Source organism: Opitutia bacterium (assembly GCA_016217545.1).
Lineage (GTDB): Bacteria > Verrucomicrobiota > Verrucomicrobiia > Opitutales > Opitutaceae > Didemnitutus.
The window spans coordinates 116,697-134,350 of sequence record JACRHT010000012.1 but is presented as its reverse complement, the minus strand read 5'-3'; the positions used below and the strand labels follow the sequence as shown (position 1 = coordinate 134,350).

16 protein-coding genes are annotated in these 17,654 nt (G+C 65.4%); 11 read left to right on the top strand and 5 right to left on the bottom strand.

Annotated elements, in window-relative coordinates; genetic code table 11:
• Window positions 1-190: 190 nt before the first annotated feature.
• From HZA32_07620 to HZA32_07605, 4 genes are all read right to left on the bottom strand, one after another.
• On the bottom strand, window positions 191-1,252 hold the full coding sequence (locus HZA32_07620) for a FecR domain-containing protein (GenBank protein ID MBI5423941.1): 1,062 nt from the start codon (window positions 1,250-1,252) through the stop codon (window positions 191-193).
• The gene (locus HZA32_07615; GenBank protein MBI5423940.1) at window positions 1,249-1,785 is read right to left on the bottom strand and encodes a sigma-70 family RNA polymerase sigma factor; all 537 of its coding nucleotides are present in this window, start codon (window positions 1,783-1,785) and stop codon (window positions 1,249-1,251) included. Before HZA32_07615 ends, HZA32_07620 begins: the two co-directional genes overlap by 4 nt.
• Window positions 1,786-1,944: 159 nt before the next feature.
• Window positions 1,945-2,607, bottom strand: a complete 663-nt coding sequence (locus HZA32_07610) for a sialate O-acetylesterase (protein MBI5423939.1) — start codon at window positions 2,605-2,607, stop codon at window positions 1,945-1,947.
• A gap of 32 nt (window positions 2,608-2,639) precedes the next feature.
• The gene (locus HZA32_07605) at window positions 2,640-3,347 is read right to left on the bottom strand and encodes a hypothetical protein (protein MBI5423938.1); all 708 of its coding nucleotides are present in this window, start codon (window positions 3,345-3,347) and stop codon (window positions 2,640-2,642) included.
• A 424-nt stretch (window positions 3,348-3,771) separates the two neighbouring features.
• On the opposite strand from HZA32_07605, the gene HZA32_07600 reads away from it, so the two are divergent.
• Window positions 3,772-4,809 (top strand): Dam family site-specific DNA-(adenine-N6)-methyltransferase, encoded by a 1,038-nt coding sequence (locus HZA32_07600; protein MBI5423937.1) that lies wholly within the window; start codon window positions 3,772-3,774, stop codon window positions 4,807-4,809.
• Window positions 4,806-6,068 carry a hypothetical protein gene (locus HZA32_07595; GenBank protein MBI5423936.1) on the top strand — a complete coding sequence of 421 codons (1,263 nt, stop codon included), beginning with the start codon at window positions 4,806-4,808 and terminating at the stop codon, window positions 6,066-6,068. Before HZA32_07600 ends, HZA32_07595 begins: the two co-directional genes overlap by 4 nt.
• A gap of 92 nt (window positions 6,069-6,160) precedes the next feature.
• Here HZA32_07595 and HZA32_07590 read toward each other — a convergent pair whose 3' ends face one another.
• The gene (locus HZA32_07590) at window positions 6,161-8,599 is read right to left on the bottom strand and encodes a sodium-translocating pyrophosphatase (protein MBI5423935.1); all 2,439 of its coding nucleotides are present in this window, start codon (window positions 8,597-8,599) and stop codon (window positions 6,161-6,163) included.
• A 137-nt stretch (window positions 8,600-8,736) separates the two neighbouring features.
• Between HZA32_07590 and HZA32_07585 the strand changes: the two genes are divergently transcribed.
• From HZA32_07585 to HZA32_07545, 9 genes are all read left to right on the top strand, one after another.
• Window positions 8,737-9,447 carry an ABC transporter ATP-binding protein gene (locus HZA32_07585; GenBank protein ID MBI5423934.1) on the top strand — a complete coding sequence of 237 codons (711 nt, stop codon included), beginning with the start codon at window positions 8,737-8,739 and terminating at the stop codon, window positions 9,445-9,447.
• 130 nt (window positions 9,448-9,577) lie between these two features.
• A complete protein-coding gene (locus HZA32_07580) occupies window positions 9,578-10,780 on the top strand; it encodes an ABC transporter permease (GenBank protein MBI5423933.1) in 1,203 nt (400 codons plus the stop codon).
• Window positions 10,781-11,024: 244 nt separating this feature from the next.
• Window positions 11,025-11,510, top strand: coding sequence for a hypothetical protein (locus tag HZA32_07575; GenBank protein ID MBI5423932.1), 486 nt, complete (start codon window positions 11,025-11,027; stop codon window positions 11,508-11,510).
• A gap of 283 nt (window positions 11,511-11,793) precedes the next feature.
• Entirely contained in the window at window positions 11,794-11,976 is a 183-nt protein-coding gene (locus HZA32_07570; protein MBI5423931.1) for a DUF350 domain-containing protein, read from the top strand.
• 19 nt (window positions 11,977-11,995) lie between these two features.
• A complete protein-coding gene (locus HZA32_07565; GenBank protein MBI5423930.1) occupies window positions 11,996-12,379 on the top strand; it encodes a hypothetical protein in 384 nt (127 codons plus the stop codon).
• Window positions 12,379-13,506, top strand: coding sequence for a glutathionylspermidine synthase family protein (locus HZA32_07560; protein MBI5423929.1), 1,128 nt, complete (start codon window positions 12,379-12,381; stop codon window positions 13,504-13,506). Before HZA32_07565 ends, HZA32_07560 begins: the two co-directional genes overlap by 1 nt.
• Window positions 13,503-14,681 (top strand): DUF4178 domain-containing protein, encoded by a 1,179-nt coding sequence (locus HZA32_07555; GenBank protein ID MBI5423928.1) that lies wholly within the window; start codon window positions 13,503-13,505, stop codon window positions 14,679-14,681. Before HZA32_07560 ends, HZA32_07555 begins: the two co-directional genes overlap by 4 nt.
• 50 nt (window positions 14,682-14,731) lie before the next feature.
• Entirely contained in the window at window positions 14,732-15,271 is a 540-nt protein-coding gene (locus HZA32_07550) for a DUF3299 domain-containing protein (GenBank protein ID MBI5423927.1), read from the top strand.
• Between the two features lie 158 nt (window positions 15,272-15,429).
• Entirely contained in the window at window positions 15,430-17,556 is a 2,127-nt protein-coding gene (locus HZA32_07545; GenBank protein MBI5423926.1) for a hypothetical protein, read from the top strand.
• The last annotated feature ends 98 nt before the right edge of the window (window positions 17,557-17,654 follow it).

The window sequence follows — 17,654 nt, the reverse complement described above, 5'->3', positions numbered from 1 at the left end:
TAACGGAGTCAGGCGCACGAAGGCGGGGGTTCGCCCTCCAAGACACCTGGAAGATCATGAATGACTAAATGACAGTGGAAGAACGGTGGATTCGAGAGAACAGGGACGGTGGGGCACGCGGTTGCGGTGCGCTGTCGTTCGCGCCTCCCGTGCGTTCGTGGTCATCGAGTGACGGGAGCGTGGACGGAGTTCACGGCGCGCGACGCAGCACGATTTTCGAAGTGCCATGGCGCTCGGCCTGGATGTGGTGCGTCACGTCGAGCATCGCGAGAAAACTATCGAGGTTTCCGAGGCGAATTTTGCCGGTGATCGGCTCGTCGCCGAGCGCCTCGTCGCCGATGACCAGTTGCGTGTGATTGCGGCGGTTGAACTCGAGGATGACGTCGGACAGCGGCGCGGCCCGGAAATCGACGAGATCGTTTTTCCAGGCGAGCTTTTGTTCCACGACCTGCGGGGTGTAGGTTTCGACGGCCCACGACGTGGCCGGCGCGGTGGTGGGGACGACGACGCCCTGTCCCGCGTCGAGCGTCCGCTCGAGCAGCGCCGGTGCCGGAGCCGCGCTCGGTGCGGGGCTGGCCGCGGGCGGCGGGTCGACGCGCACGCGGCCTTTGGTGACGAGCACTTCGAGGCGATCCGAGGCGAGAGAGATGTTGAACTCCGTGCCAACCGCTGTGACGGCGACGCCGCCGACGCGCACGACGAACGGCCGCGCCTTGTCCTCGGCGACTTGGAAGTAAGCTTCGCCGGAGATGAGATCGAGCACGCGGCGCTTGGGCTCGAAACGCACGGCGACTTGCGCGCCGCGGTTGAGCACGACGACGGAGCCGTCCTCCAGCGCGTGACGCTCGGAGGAGAACGCGGCTTCGCCGGCGGCGAGGCGCACGGGGACGGGCGAGGAATCGGGCGGGCGGGCGGGCCAGAGGGCGAATCCGAGCGCGAGCACCGCGGCCATGCCGCCAAGCCACGCGAGCATGCGGCGGCTATGGGGCCGCGCCGGCGGCGCGGCGAGCAGATCGGGATTCGGCTCGATCGCATGCAGCGGCCGCCACTCGACCATCACGTCCATGCGTTTGAAGACAGCTTGTAGGGTGGTGTAGGCCTCCGCGTGTTGCGGGGAGGCCGCCAGCCATTCGAAGAAGGCGTCCTGCTCCGCTGCGGTGAAGCCGGCGTCACGCTTCATGATCCACTCCGCGGCCTCTTCGCGAATGCGTTGGCGACGCGCGGCGGCGGGGTCCGATTCGGCCGGGTTCATGCCGATCCTTTCTCGCAGAACTTGCCCACGAAGTCCGCGCATTTGTTGAGTCCGATGGCGAGTTGGGCGTTCACGGTGCGCGGGGAGAGGTCGAGCTTTCGCGCGATGTCGGCCTGGGAGAGGCCGTAGACTTTGCGCAGGGTGAAAATTTGCCGGCAGCGATCCGGCAGCGACTGGATCGCCTTGGTCAGGATTTCCAGTTCCTCGTAGTGGGCGACGGTTTCGCGCACGTTGGCGCTTTCGTCCAGCAACTCGGTTTCATCGAGCGGATCGGAGACGTGTTCGCCGCGCACCTTCGCGCTGCGCGCGGCGTTGAGCGCGAGATTGCGCGCGGTGGCGAAGAGGAAGGCCTTGGGCGCGTTGACCGCGTCGGTTTGGCGGGCCCGCAACACCCGCAGATAGGCCTCCTGAATGACGTCGTTCACCGGCACGTTTGAGCCGAAGCGGCTCTGCAACCACGCGCGCAGCTGCGGTTCGTGCACGAGCAGGTTTTCAGCAAACCAGCGGCCTTCTGCGGTGGTTTCAGGGGGCATTTTCCGAAAGGGATGAATCCGCCATGCCCCTGAGACACGGCGGGGCGCCGAAATGACTAAAGAGAAGGGATATTTTCTAAAAGAAGCCCTCGTCTCCGGGGGAGGGGCCGGATGGGTCGGGCTCCGAACGCAGGAAGTAAGGCGCGGCCCGCGCGGCGTCTAAGGTTTCTCGGTTCCGCGAATCGCTGCGGCGACGGTTTGCGCGAGAATGGCGGCGCCTTGGGCGTTGGGGTGGACGTGGTCGGGCGTGAGGGCGTGCTGGTCGCGCATCGGGGTGAAGAGGTCGATGACGGGGACTTTCTCCGCGGCGGCAATCTCCGCGATCAACGCGGGCAGGTCGCGCTCGAGGATTTCCGGCGAGATGGCCCAACCGCTCGGTGGCCAGGCGGGCATGGGGCGGCAGATGAGGATGCGCGGATGCGACGGCAACTCGCGGAGCTGGCGGATGAGCGAGATGTAGTTGGCGACGAAGCGGTCGCGGTATTGCCAATTCTGCGGCTTGGTGTCGTTCGTGCCGAGGCCGATGACGATGATCTCAGGCTGGAACGCGCAGGCTTTGGCGAAATGCGGCAGCGACCGGTAGGGCTTGTCGCCGATGTCGAGCAGCGTGGCGCCGCCGCAACCGAAGTTGCGCACCTCGTAGCCGGAGCCGAGCAAGCCGGCGAGCTGCGCCGGATAGGATTCGCGGGCGAGATCCTGCGTCCCCGCGCCCTCGGTGATGCTGTCGCCGAGGCAGGCGACGCGGAGTGGAGCGGCGGCAGTCGCCTGAGCGATTCCGAGGAGGGTGCCGAGGAGGATTATTCCAAGCAGATGAAGGCGCATGACCCCAATCTTGTTCGATTCGGGGCCGCGTGTCAGATCTGAAACTCACCATCGGATACTTGGCTGGCCTGCTCGTAGCTGGTGATGAGTTTCCGATACGAGAGGAACGCGACTCGTTCCCGCACGTCCCGAAAGGCGGTATCCTGCTTCTTTCGCTCGAATTCGGCGCGGCGTTTCGTGTCTGCAACCACGACCATTTCGCAGCTGAAATCCTGGAATTCCGCGAATTTGCGCAGGGAGTTGTAGATGTCGGTGGAATGTTCCACTTCGAAGAACGTCTGCGGCATCAGGCGCTGGTTGAACCAAATCACGTCGACCGTGGAACTCTTGCGAACAAGTTCCTGATGCGAGAATCGAGGCAGCTCCTGCAGCGTGCGCACGGCGCCGAGCGCGGTGTTTTGGAACGGCTTGTTGCGGTCTTGATTGGGGGACCAGCATTCGTAGCCCCTCCAGTTGCCGAGGCGCAGCAGCACACCCTGGTAGTAGGAGTGGTTGAACTGTAGCAGCTCGGGCGAGTTCTGGTTTCGCGCTGTCTCGGCAATGATGCCTTGCGCCTCGAATTCGGAGCGCCGGCTCGCCAAGCCGTAGAGGCCGGGTCGGAGCTTGTAGATGCCCGGGGTGAGCTGGACGATTCGGCGGATGGTGGCCGTGGGCGTCTTCGTTTTCCAATCGCGCGTCGGCACCTCGCGGTAGAGTTGGGCGAGACTGGCGATGCCGCCGAGACGTTCGAGGGTCAACATGACCAGGTGAGCTTGAGTGCGCGTCGCGATGTAGGGAGCGCCGGTGGGCTCGCTCGAGGGCGATGGCGGTCGGCGGCGGGTCATGACAAGGGCTTTGGCGTCCAGCTCGCGACGTTTGGCGACGAGAGCATAGAGACCGGGCTTGATTCGGTATATGCGCGGTTCCGTCTGCACGATGCGTCGGATGGTGGCGTCTGGCGTGCGCGTCGCCCAGCCGGCCTGCGGCACGGCACGGTAGAGTTCCGCCAGGCTGGCGACGTCGCCCAGACGCTGCAGGGTGCGAATAACGATGTCATGCTGACTGGTTGCCATGGCCCAAGGGAACCGAGTCCGACGAGATCAATATTCACGCACGCCCGCAACACTGCGTTGGTGTGCACTTGGGCCTTGATCTCCAAATTTTCCGGATCGATCCGATCAGCACGTGACCAAAACCAAAGGTGCACGTGTAACAAGAAATAGACATCACCGTGGGACAAACGAAGCGAAGAAGGGCCAGCTTGGCTTCCGTCGTCCTGCTTTCACGAAAGAGGCGCCGACCTCGCCCGCGTTGCGGGAAAACTCCGGCGATTATCTTCTCCGGCCCGAACGCCCTGCTCCGCAGGAATTCGCGCTGGCGGAGCCATTCGTCAAATGGGTCGGCGGGAAACGGAGATTAGTCGAGCAGTTCGAGCGGTTTTTCCCGGCGCGGTTCGAGCGTTATATCGAGCCGTTCGTCGGGGGCGGAGCGGTTTTCTTCCACCTGAAAAAACGGCATCCGCGCATGTCGGCTACGCTGTCCGATCTCAACGGCGTCCTGGTTAACACCTATCGCGTTGTGCGCGATCATCCGGAGGAGCTCATGCTCCTGCTGGATCGACACGGCGAAGCATACGCGCGGGACCCGGAACGCTACTTCTATGAAGTGCGGACGGCGCATCGCGCGAGGATGGCCGACGGCAGTGATCCAGTGGGGTGCGCGGCGGAGTTCATTTTCCTTCTGCGCACCTGCTTCAACGGATTGTGGCGGGTGAATCAGTCGGGGCAGTTCAATGCTCCCTGGGGCAAGTATCCCAAGCCGCCGATGTATTGGCGCGAGAACCTGTGGGATACGCACTTGGCGCTACAGGGAGTGCGCATCGAAAAACAGGACTTCACCGGTCCGATGGCGAGTCTGGGCGCGGGCGACTTCGCCTATATCGATCCGCCGTATGTGCCGGTGTCTGCCACGGCCAATTTCACCTCCTACACCGAGAGCGGATTCGGTCCGCGGGAGCAGGAGAAGCTGGCGGAGTTGTTCATCGCGGCGGCCGAGCGCGGTGCGCATTTGGTGCTGTCCAATGCGGACCATCCCGACGTGCACCGTCTCTATGGACGGTTTCGGATCGAGATGGTCCGCGCGGCCCGCGCCGTGAACAGCAACGGCGCCGGGCGCGGCAAGGTGAACGAGGTGGTGGTGGTTCATGAAGGGAGGCCGCGGTGACCAACAACGAAGCCTGGAAAAAACTCTTCGCCGAACTTCACATCCTCGCGCACCTCGATGCGGATGGGCGCTTTGAGCTCGCTGCACACCAGATCAAGGCGCTCACGGGGAAGGAGCCGCGGAACATGAGCAAGTGGGACAGTCGCGATGCGCGGCCCGACGTTCTCAAGAAGGCCGACGTCACGATCCTGCCGACCAGCCGGCATGGCTACACGCTCGTGCGCGGCGACGGATACTGCTCCATCCCGCCCGCCGGGCCGGCGCACTACCACTCGCCCGCGAGGCTGCAGTCTTACACCACGCTGCCGTGGAAAGAGGAGCTAACGAAGGAATCCGCGGCCATCGACGTGGCGGCCATATCGCAGATGCTGCAGAAATTCACCGGGGATCCCGAACTTGCGCTGACGATCCGTGGGCGCAGCGGCACACCGGCGTTCGCGTTTCGGTTTCACGGCAAGGATCGCGTCCACCGGCTCGAGATCGATCGCGCGCAGATCGAGGTCGATGCCGGTTTCGAGGGCGGTAAGATTTGGCTGCTCGAGGCAAAGCTCGGCGAACCGGCCGACTTTCTCGTGCGCCAGCTTTACTACCCGTGGCGGCTGTGGCGCGACATCACGAAGAAGGAGGTCGTGCCCGTCTTCCTGAGCTACGTGAATAAGACCTTCGGCCTCTTCCGCTACGCGTTTGATGAAGCGGATGACTACCACTCGGTGCGACTGTGCGAGCATGGCTGGTTCACGCTGGACGAACCATCGCAGGTGCGGTCGATGGCCGATTTGTATCTGGAGGCCAAGCCCGTGGCGCGGCTCCCCGGCGACATCCCGTTTCCGCAGGCGGATACGCTCGGGACCGTGATCACCGCCGTGGAATTGTTCGCGCACGAAGCGACGCGGGCGGCGGATATCGCGGCGGTAATGAGCTTCGATGAGCGTCAGGGTATCTACTATTCGGCGGCGGCGCGCTGGCTTGGCTACATCGATCGCGCGCTCGACCTCCTGCCCGAGGGCGCGCGGTTTGTTCACGCCTCGCGCTGGGAGAGGTTTGAGTTGCTGTTTCGCGCGGTGGCCGCGACGCCGGTCTTCCGTGAGGCGATTCGTGCGAAGCTCGATAGTCGTCCACTTTGGGAGGACGAAATCACCGAGTTGATCGAGAGAGGTGGCTACGCCACGAGGTCGACGGCGCGACGGCGCTCGAAGACGGTGGCGAGCTGGCTCGATTGGCTCTGGCGCGAGCACGCGAACCTCACGTCCTCGATGTAGGCGCGCTCCAAACAAAAGGCCGCGGCGAAAGCGCCGCGGCCTTTTGGAAATGTGGGGCGCGAGCTAGCTCGCTGCCTACGGAGTGGAGTTACTCAGGCCTTCGCTGTGTCGTCGGGGATGCGCATGCTGTAGAAGCTGCGATACACGAAGACGAGGGCGATGAGGAAGAACACCGCGCCGATGGCGTGCTTGGCCTGGACGTTCGTCATCGTGACCGCGATCTCGACGGCGAGGAGACCGAAGAGCGTCGTGAACTTGATGACCGGGTTCATCGCGACGGAGGAGGTGTCCTTGAACGGATCGCCCACGGTGTCGCCGACGACGGTCGCGGCGTGGAGGTCGGTGCCCTTCTGGCGGAGTTCGACTTCGACGATCTTCTTGGCGTTGTCCCAGGCGCCGCCGGCGTTGGCCATGAAGATGGCTTGGAACAGGCCGAAGAACGCGATGCCGATCAGGTAGCCGATGAAGAAGTAGGCGTTGAAGAACGGCAGCGCCAACGCGAAGCAGAACACGACGATGAAGATGTTCCACATGCCCTTCTGCGCGTATTCGGTGCAGATGCGGACGACTTCCTTGCTGTCCTTGTCGGAGGCGGTCGTCGCGTCGAGCTTCATGTTCTCCTTGATGTAGACGACGGCGCGGTAGGCGCCGGTGACGACGGCCTGGCAGGACGCGCCGGTGAACCAGTAGATCACGGAACCGCCCATGATGAGGCCGAGGATGATCTCGGGCTGGACGATGGAGAGCTTCTGCACGACGTCGCCGAAGAGATTTTCGAGCAGCATGATGATGCCGAACACCATCGTGGTGGCGCCGACGACCGCGGTGCCGATGAGCACGGGCTTGGCGGTGGCCTTGAAGGTGTTGCCGGCGCCGTCGCCCTTCTCGAGCTGGTATTTGGCGTTCTCGAAGTCGGGCTTGAAGCCGAAGTCCTTCTCGATTTCCGCGGCGATGCCGGGCTTGCTCTCGATCTGCGAGAGTTCGTAGACCGATTGCGCGTTGTCCGTGACCGGGCCATAGCTGTCGACCGCGATGGTGACCGGGCCCATGCCAAGGAAGCCGAAGGCCACGAGGCCGAACGCGAAGATCGGAGCGGCGAAGGCGAACTTGCCGGGCAGCAGCGCCATCAGCGCCGGGTTCTGCGAGAAGTAGTAGGAAACCCACATCAGCAGCATGATGATGAGGCCCATCCAGAACGCGGAGAAGTTGCCCGCGACGAAGCCCGAGAGGATGTTCAGCGACGCGCCGCCGTGCTTGGAGCAGTTGGTCACTTCCTTGACGTGGCGGCTGTTGGTGCTGACGAAGATCTTCGTGAACTCCGGGATGAGCGCGCCGGCGATGGTGCCGCAGCTGATGATGACGGAGAGGACCCACCAGAGGTCGGGCTGCACGCCGCCGCTTTGGTGCGCGAGCAGGAAGTAGGAAGCGAGGAACGTGATGCCGATCGAGACGGCGGACGTGATCCAGACGAGGTGCGTGAGCGGGGCCTCGAAGTCGAAGTCCTTTTGCGCGCCGTATTTGGCCTTCGAAATGATCTCGTTGAGGAAATACGAGACGAGCGAGGTGACGATCATCAGCGCGCGCATCGCGAAGAGCCAGATGATGAGGATGGCGCAGAGCTGGGCGCTGGCGGCGAGGGCGAGGGCGAGGAACGCGACGAGCGCGACGCCGGTGACGCCGTAGGTTTCGAAGCCGTCGGCGGTCGGTCCGACGCTGTCGCCGGCGTTGTCACCGGTGCAGTCGGCGATCACGCCCGGGTTCTTGGGGTCGTCTTCGGGGAGCTTGAAGACGATCTTCATCAGGTCGGAGCCGATGTCGGCGATCTTGGTGAAGATACCGCCGCAGATGCGGAGCACGGAGGCGCCCAGCGACTCGCCGATGGCGAAGCCGATGAAGCACGGTCCGACCAACTCGCGCGGCAGGAACACCAGAATGCAGATCATGAAGAACAGCTCCACGCAGACGAGGAGCAGGCCGACGCTCATGCCCGAGCGCAGCGGAATGAAAAGAGTGGCGAGCGGGTTGCCCTGGAGGGCGGAGAAGGCCGCGCGGCTGTTGGCGACGGTGTTGATGCGGATGCCGAACCAGGCGACGCCGTAGCTGCCGAGGATGCCGAGCACCGACGCGAGCAGGATGACGACGACGTGGAGCGGGCTGTTGTGCGACAGGAACCCGAAGTAGTAGACCATGCACGCCGCGATCAGAATCCAGAGGATCGCGAGGAACTTGCCCTGCGTGAAGAGGTAGGTCTTGCACGTTTCCCAAATCGTGTTCGAGACGCTGCCCATCGAGGCGTGCACCGGCAGCGCCTTCGTCTGGGCGTATTGCACGAGGCCGAACACGGCGCCGATCGCGCACAGCACGATGCCGAGATACATCAGCGTGAGACCGCTCATGCCGCCGAGCCCGTCGAAGTGGACCTGCGTCAGGTCGGGGATCTTGATGTCAGCTTCGCTGGCAAATGAAGAAACGGCGGACGCGAGCATGGCAAAGGCCAGCACGGTCCGCCTGCAGAGGTGTGTGTTCAGCATAGCGATGGGGTGGGGTTGAAGTGGCCGGACGTTGCCAAAGCGATATGACGCAAGCCAGAGCAAACTCCGTCAACGCGGGGGAACCATTGACCTGTTAGCCGGTTTAATTTTCGTTTTTCCAAGGGTTAATCCGCAACATGCCGCTCCTCGCCATCCGCGATCTCGTGAAAAGCTATCCGCGCGGCGGCGCGACCCGGTCCGGCGACGCAAGCGGTAAAGTCATGGTGGTGGACGTGCGGGAGTTCGCGCTCGAAGCCGGCGAACAACGCGCGCTGCGCGGCGAAAGCGGCACGGGCAAGACCACCTTTCTCAACCTGATCGCGGGCATTCTCGCGCCCGATTCGGGCCACCTCGCGCTCGACGGCCACGACTTGGCGACGCTGGGCGAAGCGGGCCGCGACCGATTGCGCGCGGAGACGATCGGCTACATTTTCCAGACGTTCAATTTGCTCCAAGGCCACTCCGTGCTCGAAAACGTGGAGCTCGGCATGGCATTCGGCCGCGGTGTCGACCGGGCGCGCGCCGAAGCGTTGCTGCGGCGCGTCGGACTCGGCGAACGGCTGCATCATTTCCCGCGGCAGCTCTCGACTGGCCAGCAGCAGCGCGTCGCGGTGGCCCGCGCGCTGGCGAATCACCCGAAACTCGTCCTCGCCGACGAGCCGACCGGCAACCTCGATGCCCGCAACAGCCGCGAGGCGCTGGCGCTGATCCGCGAAGTCTGCCGCGAGAACGGCGCCGCGCTGCTCCTCGTCAGCCACGACGAGGCGGTGCTCGCGCAGTTCCCCGACGTGGAGGATTTCCGCGCGTTGAACCGCGCCGCGCCGGCTAACACAGGAGGTGCGACGTGAATCGCGAGGGTAGGGCGCGACCGCTGGGCGCGCCGCAAAGACGTTCGCGCAACGGCGGGCCCAGCGGTCCCGCCCTACCGCCCGCAGCGGTCGCTCAATCCAAAATCCAAAATCCGAAATCCAAAATCGGATGATGATCTGGAACCTCATCTACCGCTCGCTCCGGCAGCACGCGCTCTCGACGCTCGTGACTGCAGGCAGCATCGCGCTCGCGGCGGGTCTTTTGCTGACGGTGTGGGTCGTGAAGACGCAGTCGCAGGCGACGTTCGCCAACACGAATTCGGGCTACGACGCCGTGCTCGGTGCGCGCGGCTCGAAACTCCAGCTCGTGCTCAACGCCATCTTCCACCTCGAGGCGTCGCCGGGAAATCTCCCCGCGTCGGACGTCGAGGCCGTGCGCCGCCACCCCGCGATCAAGACTGCCATCCCGCTCGCCGTCGGCGACAATTATTACGGCTGGCGCATCGTGGGCACGACGCCCCAGTTCTTCGACGTCGAGTTCGCTCCGGGCAAGAAATACGCCGTGCTGCCCGGCGGCCGGCTGTTCGAAAACGGCAAACGCGAAGCCGTCGTCGGTGCGCTCGCTGCGCGGAAGCTCGGCGTGAAAATCGGCGACACGTTTCAGCCGTATCACGGCCTCTCATTCGACGCGGCGGCGAAGCACGAGGAAGTTTACACGATCACCGGCCTGCTCGCGCCGACCGGCACGCCGGTTGACCGTGTGATCTGGATTCCGCTCAGCGGCGTGCAGACGATGGCCGGCCACGATCCGCGCACGGCGAGCGACGTCAGCGCCGTGCTCATCCAGCTCCGCGCGCCCTCCGCCGGCGTCATGCTCGACATGATGATCAACAAGCAGGGCAACAAGATGACCTTCGCGTATCCCATCGGCAGCATTGTCGCCGACCTGTTCAACAAGATCAGCTGGGTCGATCAGGTGTTGACGCTCGTGGCGTGGCTCGTCGCGGTCGTGGCGGCCGGTTCGGTGCTCGTGAGCATCTACAATTCGATGAGCGCGCGCCAGCGCGACATCGCGATCCTGCGCGCGCTCGGCGCACGGCGCCGCACGGTGTTCGGCGCGGTCGTCGGCGAAGCCGCCGCGATCGGCCTGCTCGGCGCGGCGCTGGGTTTCGCGGCGTTCGCCGTGCTGGCCTACGGCGTGGCGTCGGTGATCCAGACGCAGACGGGCGTCGTGCTCGAGCCGTTCCGCTGGAACCCCGTTTTCTGGTGGGGCCCGGGGACGCTCGTCGCGCTCGCGATGTTCGGCGGCCTGCTCCCCGCGTGGAAGGCCTACCGCGTGCCGGTGGCGGAGACGATCGCGCCGCTGTCGTAGGCGGGCGGCGTGGCGCCGGCGTTTCCGACGCAGGGAGAAGAATTTCGGCGCGAAAACTGCGCCGGTTGCATCGGGACAGCGGCGAGCGGGATGCCGCCAGTTGTCGCGTGGCGATTTCGGAGGGCCCGTCTCCTGACGGGCCGCGGCTCGCGGGGACGCGAGCCCTCCCGGCTTGTGGCGCGCGCGCGCCGGCGCGTTCGTTGACAGCACGGCCGCGAGGCCGCAGCTTGCCACGCGCTCCCGCATGAAAACGCTTCGTCTCTTCTCCTTGGCCGCACTGTGTATTGTGGCCGCCTCCGCTCTCGCGGTCGTCGCTCGCGCCAAATCCGATGAGCACGCACACCACGCCCATGTCGCGCCGCATGGCGGCACGCTGGTGGAGGTGGGCGAGCACCAGTTCGCGCTCGAATTCGTGCGCGACGCCGAGGCCGGCACGCTCACGCTCTACGTGCTCGATGCACATGCGGAGAATTTCGTCCGCCTGCCGGCGAAAGCGATCGAGGTGGTCGTCGACGTGAAGGGGCGTGCCGAAAAACTCTCGCTCGCCGCCGTCGCCAACGAACTCTCCGGCGAAACCATCGGCGACACCGCGCAGTTCACCGCGCAGGCGGATTGGCTGAAGCGCGACGGCGAGTTCGCGGGCAAGATCGCCGCGCTTGAGATTCGCGGCGCGGTGTTCAAGGACGTCGCGTTCACGTTTCCCGTGAACAAGGACCACGACGAGGATTGAGGCCGAGGCTGTAGCGTCGCGTCCGGCTCGCTGCGGCGTTCGTTGCAGGCTGGAAGCCTGCGCTACGGCGAAGCGGCGTTCGCTGGAAATTCCCGCCGCACGTGCAACGGCGCGCGCATTGACAGCGCGCGCGCGTCGCCGCAGCGTGCCCGGCGTTCGGCCCATGAAAAAACTCCTGTCCCTCGCCGCGCTTGCGGCGCTCGCGCCCGCCGCCGTGTTCGCGGCTGACGGCGCTCCCTCGGTTCGCTGGATCTACGCTTCGCCCCTCTCCGGGCTCGGCTTGATGGTGTTGTTCGCCCTCGTCGGCATCGCGCTGGCGATCGTCGGCTACAAGCTGTTCGACAAGTTCACGCCCGGCAACCTGCACCGTGAAATCGTCGAGGAGCGCAACGTTGCTGCCGCCATCATCGGCGGCGCGGTGATCCTCGGGGTGTGCATCATCATCGCGGCGGCGATGATCGGTTGACCCGCGTTCGCGCGGAGCAGTGAAACGTTCGCGGAAGATCAGTCTCGTGTTGCTCGGCGGCGTATCGGCCGGCGCGCTGACGTCGTGCGCGCCCACCGTGACGGTGAACGAGCCGCACGTGACGCCCGACAGCATCTACGAGAACGACCACTTCATCCCCGGCGCCGGCTACTACCACGCGCCGTTTCGCGGTTTCTTTGCGCAGCCCTACAACGCCTACGATCCCGCGAAGAAGCAGTTCTATTACGCCGGCGCCTGGCACGAGTCGCCGTTTCAGAGCGTGGTGAATCTTTCCTCGCCCACGGCCGATGCGGCGCGCGTGGCGGAGTCGCTCCGCACCGACATCCCGCGCGGCGGTTTCGGCAGCACGTCGAGCGGGCGCTCGACCTACATCCACTCGTGATGCAACGCCACGCGATCCCCCCGCGCCGGGACTGGCGCGAACGCGTCGAGTATCACGGGCTCACCTACCACACGCACGACAACGGGCCGTATTGGGATGAGTCGGCGTGCTACGAGTTTTCCGCGGCGGAGATCGACCGTCTCGAGGCCGCGGCCCACACGCTGCACTACCTCTGCATCGACGCGGCCGAGCAGGTCATCGCGCGGAGTTGGTGGGCGCGGCTCGGCATTCCGGACGCGGCGGTGCCGGCGATTTTGCGTTCGTGGGAGCGCGATGATTTTTCGCTCTACGGGCGCTTCGATCTGGCGTTCGACGGCAGTGGCGAGCCGAAGCTCCTCGAATACAACGCCGACACGCCCACCGCGCTCGTTGAGGCGGCGGTGACGCAGTGGTTCTGGTTGCAGGATGTGCGCGCGGAGGCCGACCAGTTTAACTCGCTCCACGAGCGCCTCATCGAGGCGTGGCGCCGCTACGCGGGGAAGCCGGTGCATTTTTCGTCGATCAAGAACAACCCCGAGGACGAGCAGACGGTGCTGTATCTCCGCGACACCGCGGAGCAGGCCGGCGTGCTCACGCGCGAGGTGCGCATCGAGGACATCGGGTGGGACGCGGCGCGCGGCGCGTTTGCGGATTTGCGCGGCGAGGCGATCGAGCGCTGCTTCAAGCTCTACCCTTGGGAGTGGCTCTGGCATGAGGAGTTCGCGCCGCATCTCGCGCGCGATCCGGTGCAGTTCATCGAGCCCGCGTGGAAAATGCTGCTGAGCAACAAGGGCCTGCTGCCGGTGCTGTGGGAGCTTTATCCCGAGCACCCGAATCTGCTGCCGGCGTTCGAGACCGTGGACGCGGCGGGGCTCGGCGGCTCGTTCGTGCGCAAGCCGAAGCTGAGTCGTGAAGGCGCCAACGTCACGCGCGTCGAGGGCGGCGTGGCCGTGGAGGAGAACGACGGCGATTACGGCGCCGAGGGCTTCGTCTACCAGGCGCTGGCGCCGATTCCGGAGTTCGGCGGCAACCGGCCGGTGTGCGGCGTGTGGGTCGTCGACCATGAACCGGCGGGGCTGGGCGTGCGTGAAGACACGCGGCTGATCACGGGCAACCTGAGCCGCTTCGTGCCGCATTTCTTTCGATGAGCAAGAACCCCACCGCGCTCAAAGTCGGGATGTCGGGCCAGTTGCGCGGCCGGCGCTACACCGTGCGCGGCTGGGTCGTCTACAGCGTCGAGATCGACGGCGAGAAGTATTACTGGACGGAGTTCAACGTCGCCGACGCCAACGGCCTCGGTGCGACGCTCGTGTTCGAGGAGACGGAGGACGGCCCGACTTGGAAATGGTTCACGCTGCTCGAGCCGCGTCGTCCACTCACGATCGCCGAGGCGGAAGCGAAGAAAGTCGGCGACACGGTCGAATACGAAGGCCGGCAGATTCCCATCACGCTCGTGGACGAGTCTTATGCGGAGGAAATCGAGGGCGAGCCGCCGGGCAACGTCGCGTGGCACGAGACCGCGCGCTACTTCAACGCGGATGCGGGCCAGCAGCGGCTGTTCGTGGCGACGTGGGTGAATGGGAAAATCGAGTTCTACATCGGACAGACGATCGGCCGGCGGCTGGTCGAAAGCGCGTTCGGGCTGCCGCGGATGGCGGGTTACAACGAGAACTACAGTGCGCCGGTCGGCTCCTCCATCGATTGGGAACAGGTGAAGGCCGCCGTGTGGATCATCGGGTTGATTTCGTTTTTTCTGATCCGGGGCTGTTACGAAAACTACGATCCGGATCCCAACGTCGTGTTTGCGGCGGCACCGGCGATGAAGCCGGCACCGGCGCAGGTCGTTCCGGCAGGCGCGCGCGGGGCGATCGCCGGCCAGTCGTTCGCGGTGACGGCACACGCGAAAGTTGCCGTGCTCCAGCCGCGGGCGCGTTTTGAGGTGCGCGAATATCGCTTGCGCGGCGATGACGGCCGCGAGGCGCTGCTGGTGCACGGGTGGGAGGGCGGGGCGAACCACTGGCTGCTTTTGGAGTCGATGGAGATGCCGGCGAAATTCGACGCCTGGCTTGCCGCTCGCGTCCGATCGTCCACAAACCTCGCGATCGGCGATCAACATTACACCGTGACCAATCTATTGCTCGCGCGGGCGGGCCCGATTGACGGCGATGCGACAGGTGCGCCGTGGTCCGCGCGCGACCAATATGGATTCCTGGCGCGACGCGGCGACGAGTGGCTGCTCTGTCGCTGGGACGAGACGCGCATTTTCTGGTTCAAGGGCCGGCTGGTTGCGCCAGCCGCGCTCAAGGACCTCGGGGTGCGTTGAGCGCACCAAACCTTTTGACGCCCGGGCGAAACGGCCTACGGTGCGCGGCGATGAAGGCTGCCACGAAACTTCTGTTGCTCACTCTGGCTTGCGGCGCGCTCACGCTGCGCGGCGCCGACACCGCGGCGAAGCCGGCGGACGGCGAGAAGAAGGAATTCGAGCGCGTGGAATTTTCGTTGCTCGGCGCGTTCAACTACGTGCCGCCGGGCTACGAGACCGCGAGCACGCCGGACGGCAAGGCGGCTCCGGCCGACGCGAACGCGAAGCCGAAGGATCAGATCCCGGATTTCGTCCGCAAGCTCGACGCGAAGAAAGTCGCGATCACGGGCTTCATGCTGCCGACGAAATTCAAGGAGGGAAAGGTCACCGAATTTCTTCTCATGAAGGACCAGAGTTCGTGTTGCTTCGGCGTCATGCCGCGCATCAACGAGTGGGTGACCGTGAAGATGGCCAATGGCGGCATCCCGCCGCTGATGGACACGCCGATCACGCTCGTGGGCAAACTGAAGGTCGGCGAAGTTTTCGAGGAAGGCTACCTCTCCGCGATCTACCAACTCGACGGCGAGCGGTTGCTCGAGTCGAAGAGCTGACGCGCGCGCGAAGCGCCCCGCGTCAGCAGTAGTCGATCGCTGACAAGTGGACGGTCCGAAGGACTCGTCGAGGGTTTCGTTTGCGGCCGGTGCGGCGGGCGCTTCACAGTCGCCGCCGCGTCGCGCGGGGTGCCGCGCACGCACAACCCCGTCTCCCCATGCGTCACCTTTTCCTGCTTCCGGTGTTTTCGATCGTTGCGCTGGCGGCGCCGATCGATCGCCAAGCCGTCGTCGAGCGCCACACGGTCCGCCTCACCCGCGTCGACGTCGAGAGCCCGCTGAGCGTGGGCAACGGCGACTTCGCGTTCACGGTCGACCCGACGGGTCTGCAGACTTTCGAGAGCCATTTCTACGACGAGGGCATCCCGCTCGAGACGAGTTCGACGCTGCCGTGGGCGTGGCACGAGTTCCCGAACGTGCAGGGCCTGAAGCTCGAGGATGCGATGATGGCGCACGATTTCCACGGGCGCACGGTGCACTTTGCGGGGCGGCAAAACAGTCCCGCGGGAACGTATTTTCGCGAGAACCCGCACCCGATCCCGCTCGGGCAGATCAGTCTCTGGCTCGATGGGCGGATCGTCGAGGAAGTGGAGCTCTCCGCGATCGAGCAGACGCTCAATCCCTGGACGGGCCTTGTGCGCAGCGCCTACACGCTCGCCGGCGAGCCGGTGGTCGTCGAGACGGTCGCGCACGCTTCCGCGGCGGCCGCGGCGGTGCGCATCGAGTCGCCGCTGGTGAAGGCCGGGCGGCTCGCGGTCGCGCTGCGTTTTCCGTATTCCTACAAGCTCAACGCCCGCAACAAGCCGCCGTTCGCCTGGGATCATCCGGACAAGCACCGCACCACGCTCGCGCGCAGCGGTGCGGGTTTCGCCGAGCTGCGGCGCGAACTCGATGCGAGCCGCTACTTCGTGCGCGTGCGCTGGACCGGCGAGGCGGAGCTGCGCGAGCTGGCGCCGCATCATTTCCAACTCGCGGCCCGCGGCGGCGACGCGCTGGCGTTCGCCTGCGAATTCGCGCCGGCCGCGGTCGCGTCGCCCGAAAGTGCGCTGACGTTCGCCGATGTGCGCGCGTCGAGCGTGGCGGGTTGGAAGGATTACTGGATGCGGGGTGGCATCATCGATTTCGCCGGCAGCACCGACCCGCGGGCGAAGGAGCTGGAGCGCCGCATCATTCTCTCGCTCTACCTCGTGAAGGTGAATTACGCCGGCGCGTTTCCGCCGTCGGAGGACGGGCTGACGAACATCACGTGGTTCGGAAAGCATCACTCGGAAATGTATTTCTGGCACGCGGCGCATTTCTACGTGTGGGGCCGCACGGAGCTGCTCGAGAAGAGCCTCGTGTGGTATCGCGACGTGCTGTTGCCCGCCGGATTGAAGGACGCGCAAGCGCAGGGTTTCGACGGCGTGCGCTGGCCGAAGATGTCGGGCATCGACGGCCGCACCGGGCCGGGGACGATCAATCCCTACATCATCTGGAACCAGCCGAACCCGATCGCGCTGTGCGAGCTGGTTTATCGCGCCCAGCCCACACGCGAGACGCTCGAACGCTACCGCGACGTGGTGTTCGAGTCGGCGAAGTTCCTCGCCTCCTTTGCCTTTCTCGACCCGAAGACGAACCGCTACGTGCTCGGCCCGCCGATCAAGAACGTCAGCGAAAAGGCCGGCGCGAACACCACGCAGAATCCGACCTTCGAACTCGCTTACTGGCACTACGGCTTGAAGGTCGCGCAGGCGTGGCGCGAGCGGCTCGGTCTCGCGCCCGAGCCGAAATGGGCCGACGTGCTCGCGAAGCTCTCGCCGTTGCCCGTGAGCCCGGAGGGCTTCTACGTCGAGATCGAGACGCAGCCGGATCTGTATGCGCACAAAGGCGGCGCGCCGACCTCGATGCTGATGGCGCTCGGTTTCATGCCGCAGACCGCCGCGGTCGACCTCGAGACGATGCGCCGCACGTTTCACGAAGTGATGCGCCGCAACGGCGGAGCGAATGCGTGGGTCAGCTGGGCTTACGGCCAGGGAGCGCTCACCGCGACGCGCCTCGGCGAGCCGCAGACCGCGATCGACATCCTGTGCAACCCGACGCCGGCCGCGCGTTTCATGGTGAACGGTCACGTGCGCCGACCGAAGGAGCCGGACAATTGCCCGGCCTATCTGCCAGTGAACGTAGCGATGCTGCTCGCCGTCGGCACGATGGCCGGCGGCTGGGACGGCGCGCCCGCGGGCGAAGCGCCGGGTTTTCCGAAAGAAGGCTGGGTCGTGCGCAGCGAGGGATTCAACCGCATGCCGTGAGCACCGCGACCGCCGCGTGGTGTTGGGCGGAGCGGCGCGCGTTCAGGTAAAGCGGGACCGCAGGGCCGCCGGTTGGACGTTCGCGGTCGGCCCAGCGG

Coding starts and splice junctions, on each gene's coding strand:
- HZA32_07620 (MBI5423941.1), bottom strand. CDS start 1,252: ATGAACCCGGCCGAATCGGACCCCGCCGCCGCGCGTCGCCAACGCATT.
- HZA32_07615 (MBI5423940.1), bottom strand. CDS start 1,785: ATGCCCCCTGAAACCACCGCAGAAGGCCGCTGGTTTGCTGAAAACCTG.
- HZA32_07610 (MBI5423939.1), bottom strand. CDS start 2,607: ATGCGCCTTCATCTGCTTGGAATAATCCTCCTCGGCACCCTCCTCGGA.
- HZA32_07605 (MBI5423938.1), bottom strand. CDS start 3,347: ATGTTGACCCTCGAACGTCTCGGCGGCATCGCCAGTCTCGCCCAACTC.
- HZA32_07590 (MBI5423935.1), bottom strand. CDS start 8,599: ATGCTGAACACACACCTCTGCAGGCGGACCGTGCTGGCCTTTGCCATG.
- HZA32_07585 (MBI5423934.1), top strand. CDS start 8,737: ATGCCGCTCCTCGCCATCCGCGATCTCGTGAAAAGCTATCCGCGCGGC.
- HZA32_07580 (MBI5423933.1), top strand. CDS start 9,578: ATGATGATCTGGAACCTCATCTACCGCTCGCTCCGGCAGCACGCGCTC.
- HZA32_07575 (MBI5423932.1), top strand. CDS start 11,025: ATGAAAACGCTTCGTCTCTTCTCCTTGGCCGCACTGTGTATTGTGGCC.
- HZA32_07570 (MBI5423931.1), top strand. CDS start 11,794: ATGGTGTTGTTCGCCCTCGTCGGCATCGCGCTGGCGATCGTCGGCTAC.
- HZA32_07560 (MBI5423929.1), top strand. CDS start 12,379: ATGCAACGCCACGCGATCCCCCCGCGCCGGGACTGGCGCGAACGCGTC.
- HZA32_07555 (MBI5423928.1), top strand. CDS start 13,503: ATGAGCAAGAACCCCACCGCGCTCAAAGTCGGGATGTCGGGCCAGTTG.
- HZA32_07550 (MBI5423927.1), top strand. CDS start 14,732: ATGAAGGCTGCCACGAAACTTCTGTTGCTCACTCTGGCTTGCGGCGCG.
- HZA32_07545 (MBI5423926.1), top strand. CDS start 15,430: ATGCGTCACCTTTTCCTGCTTCCGGTGTTTTCGATCGTTGCGCTGGCG.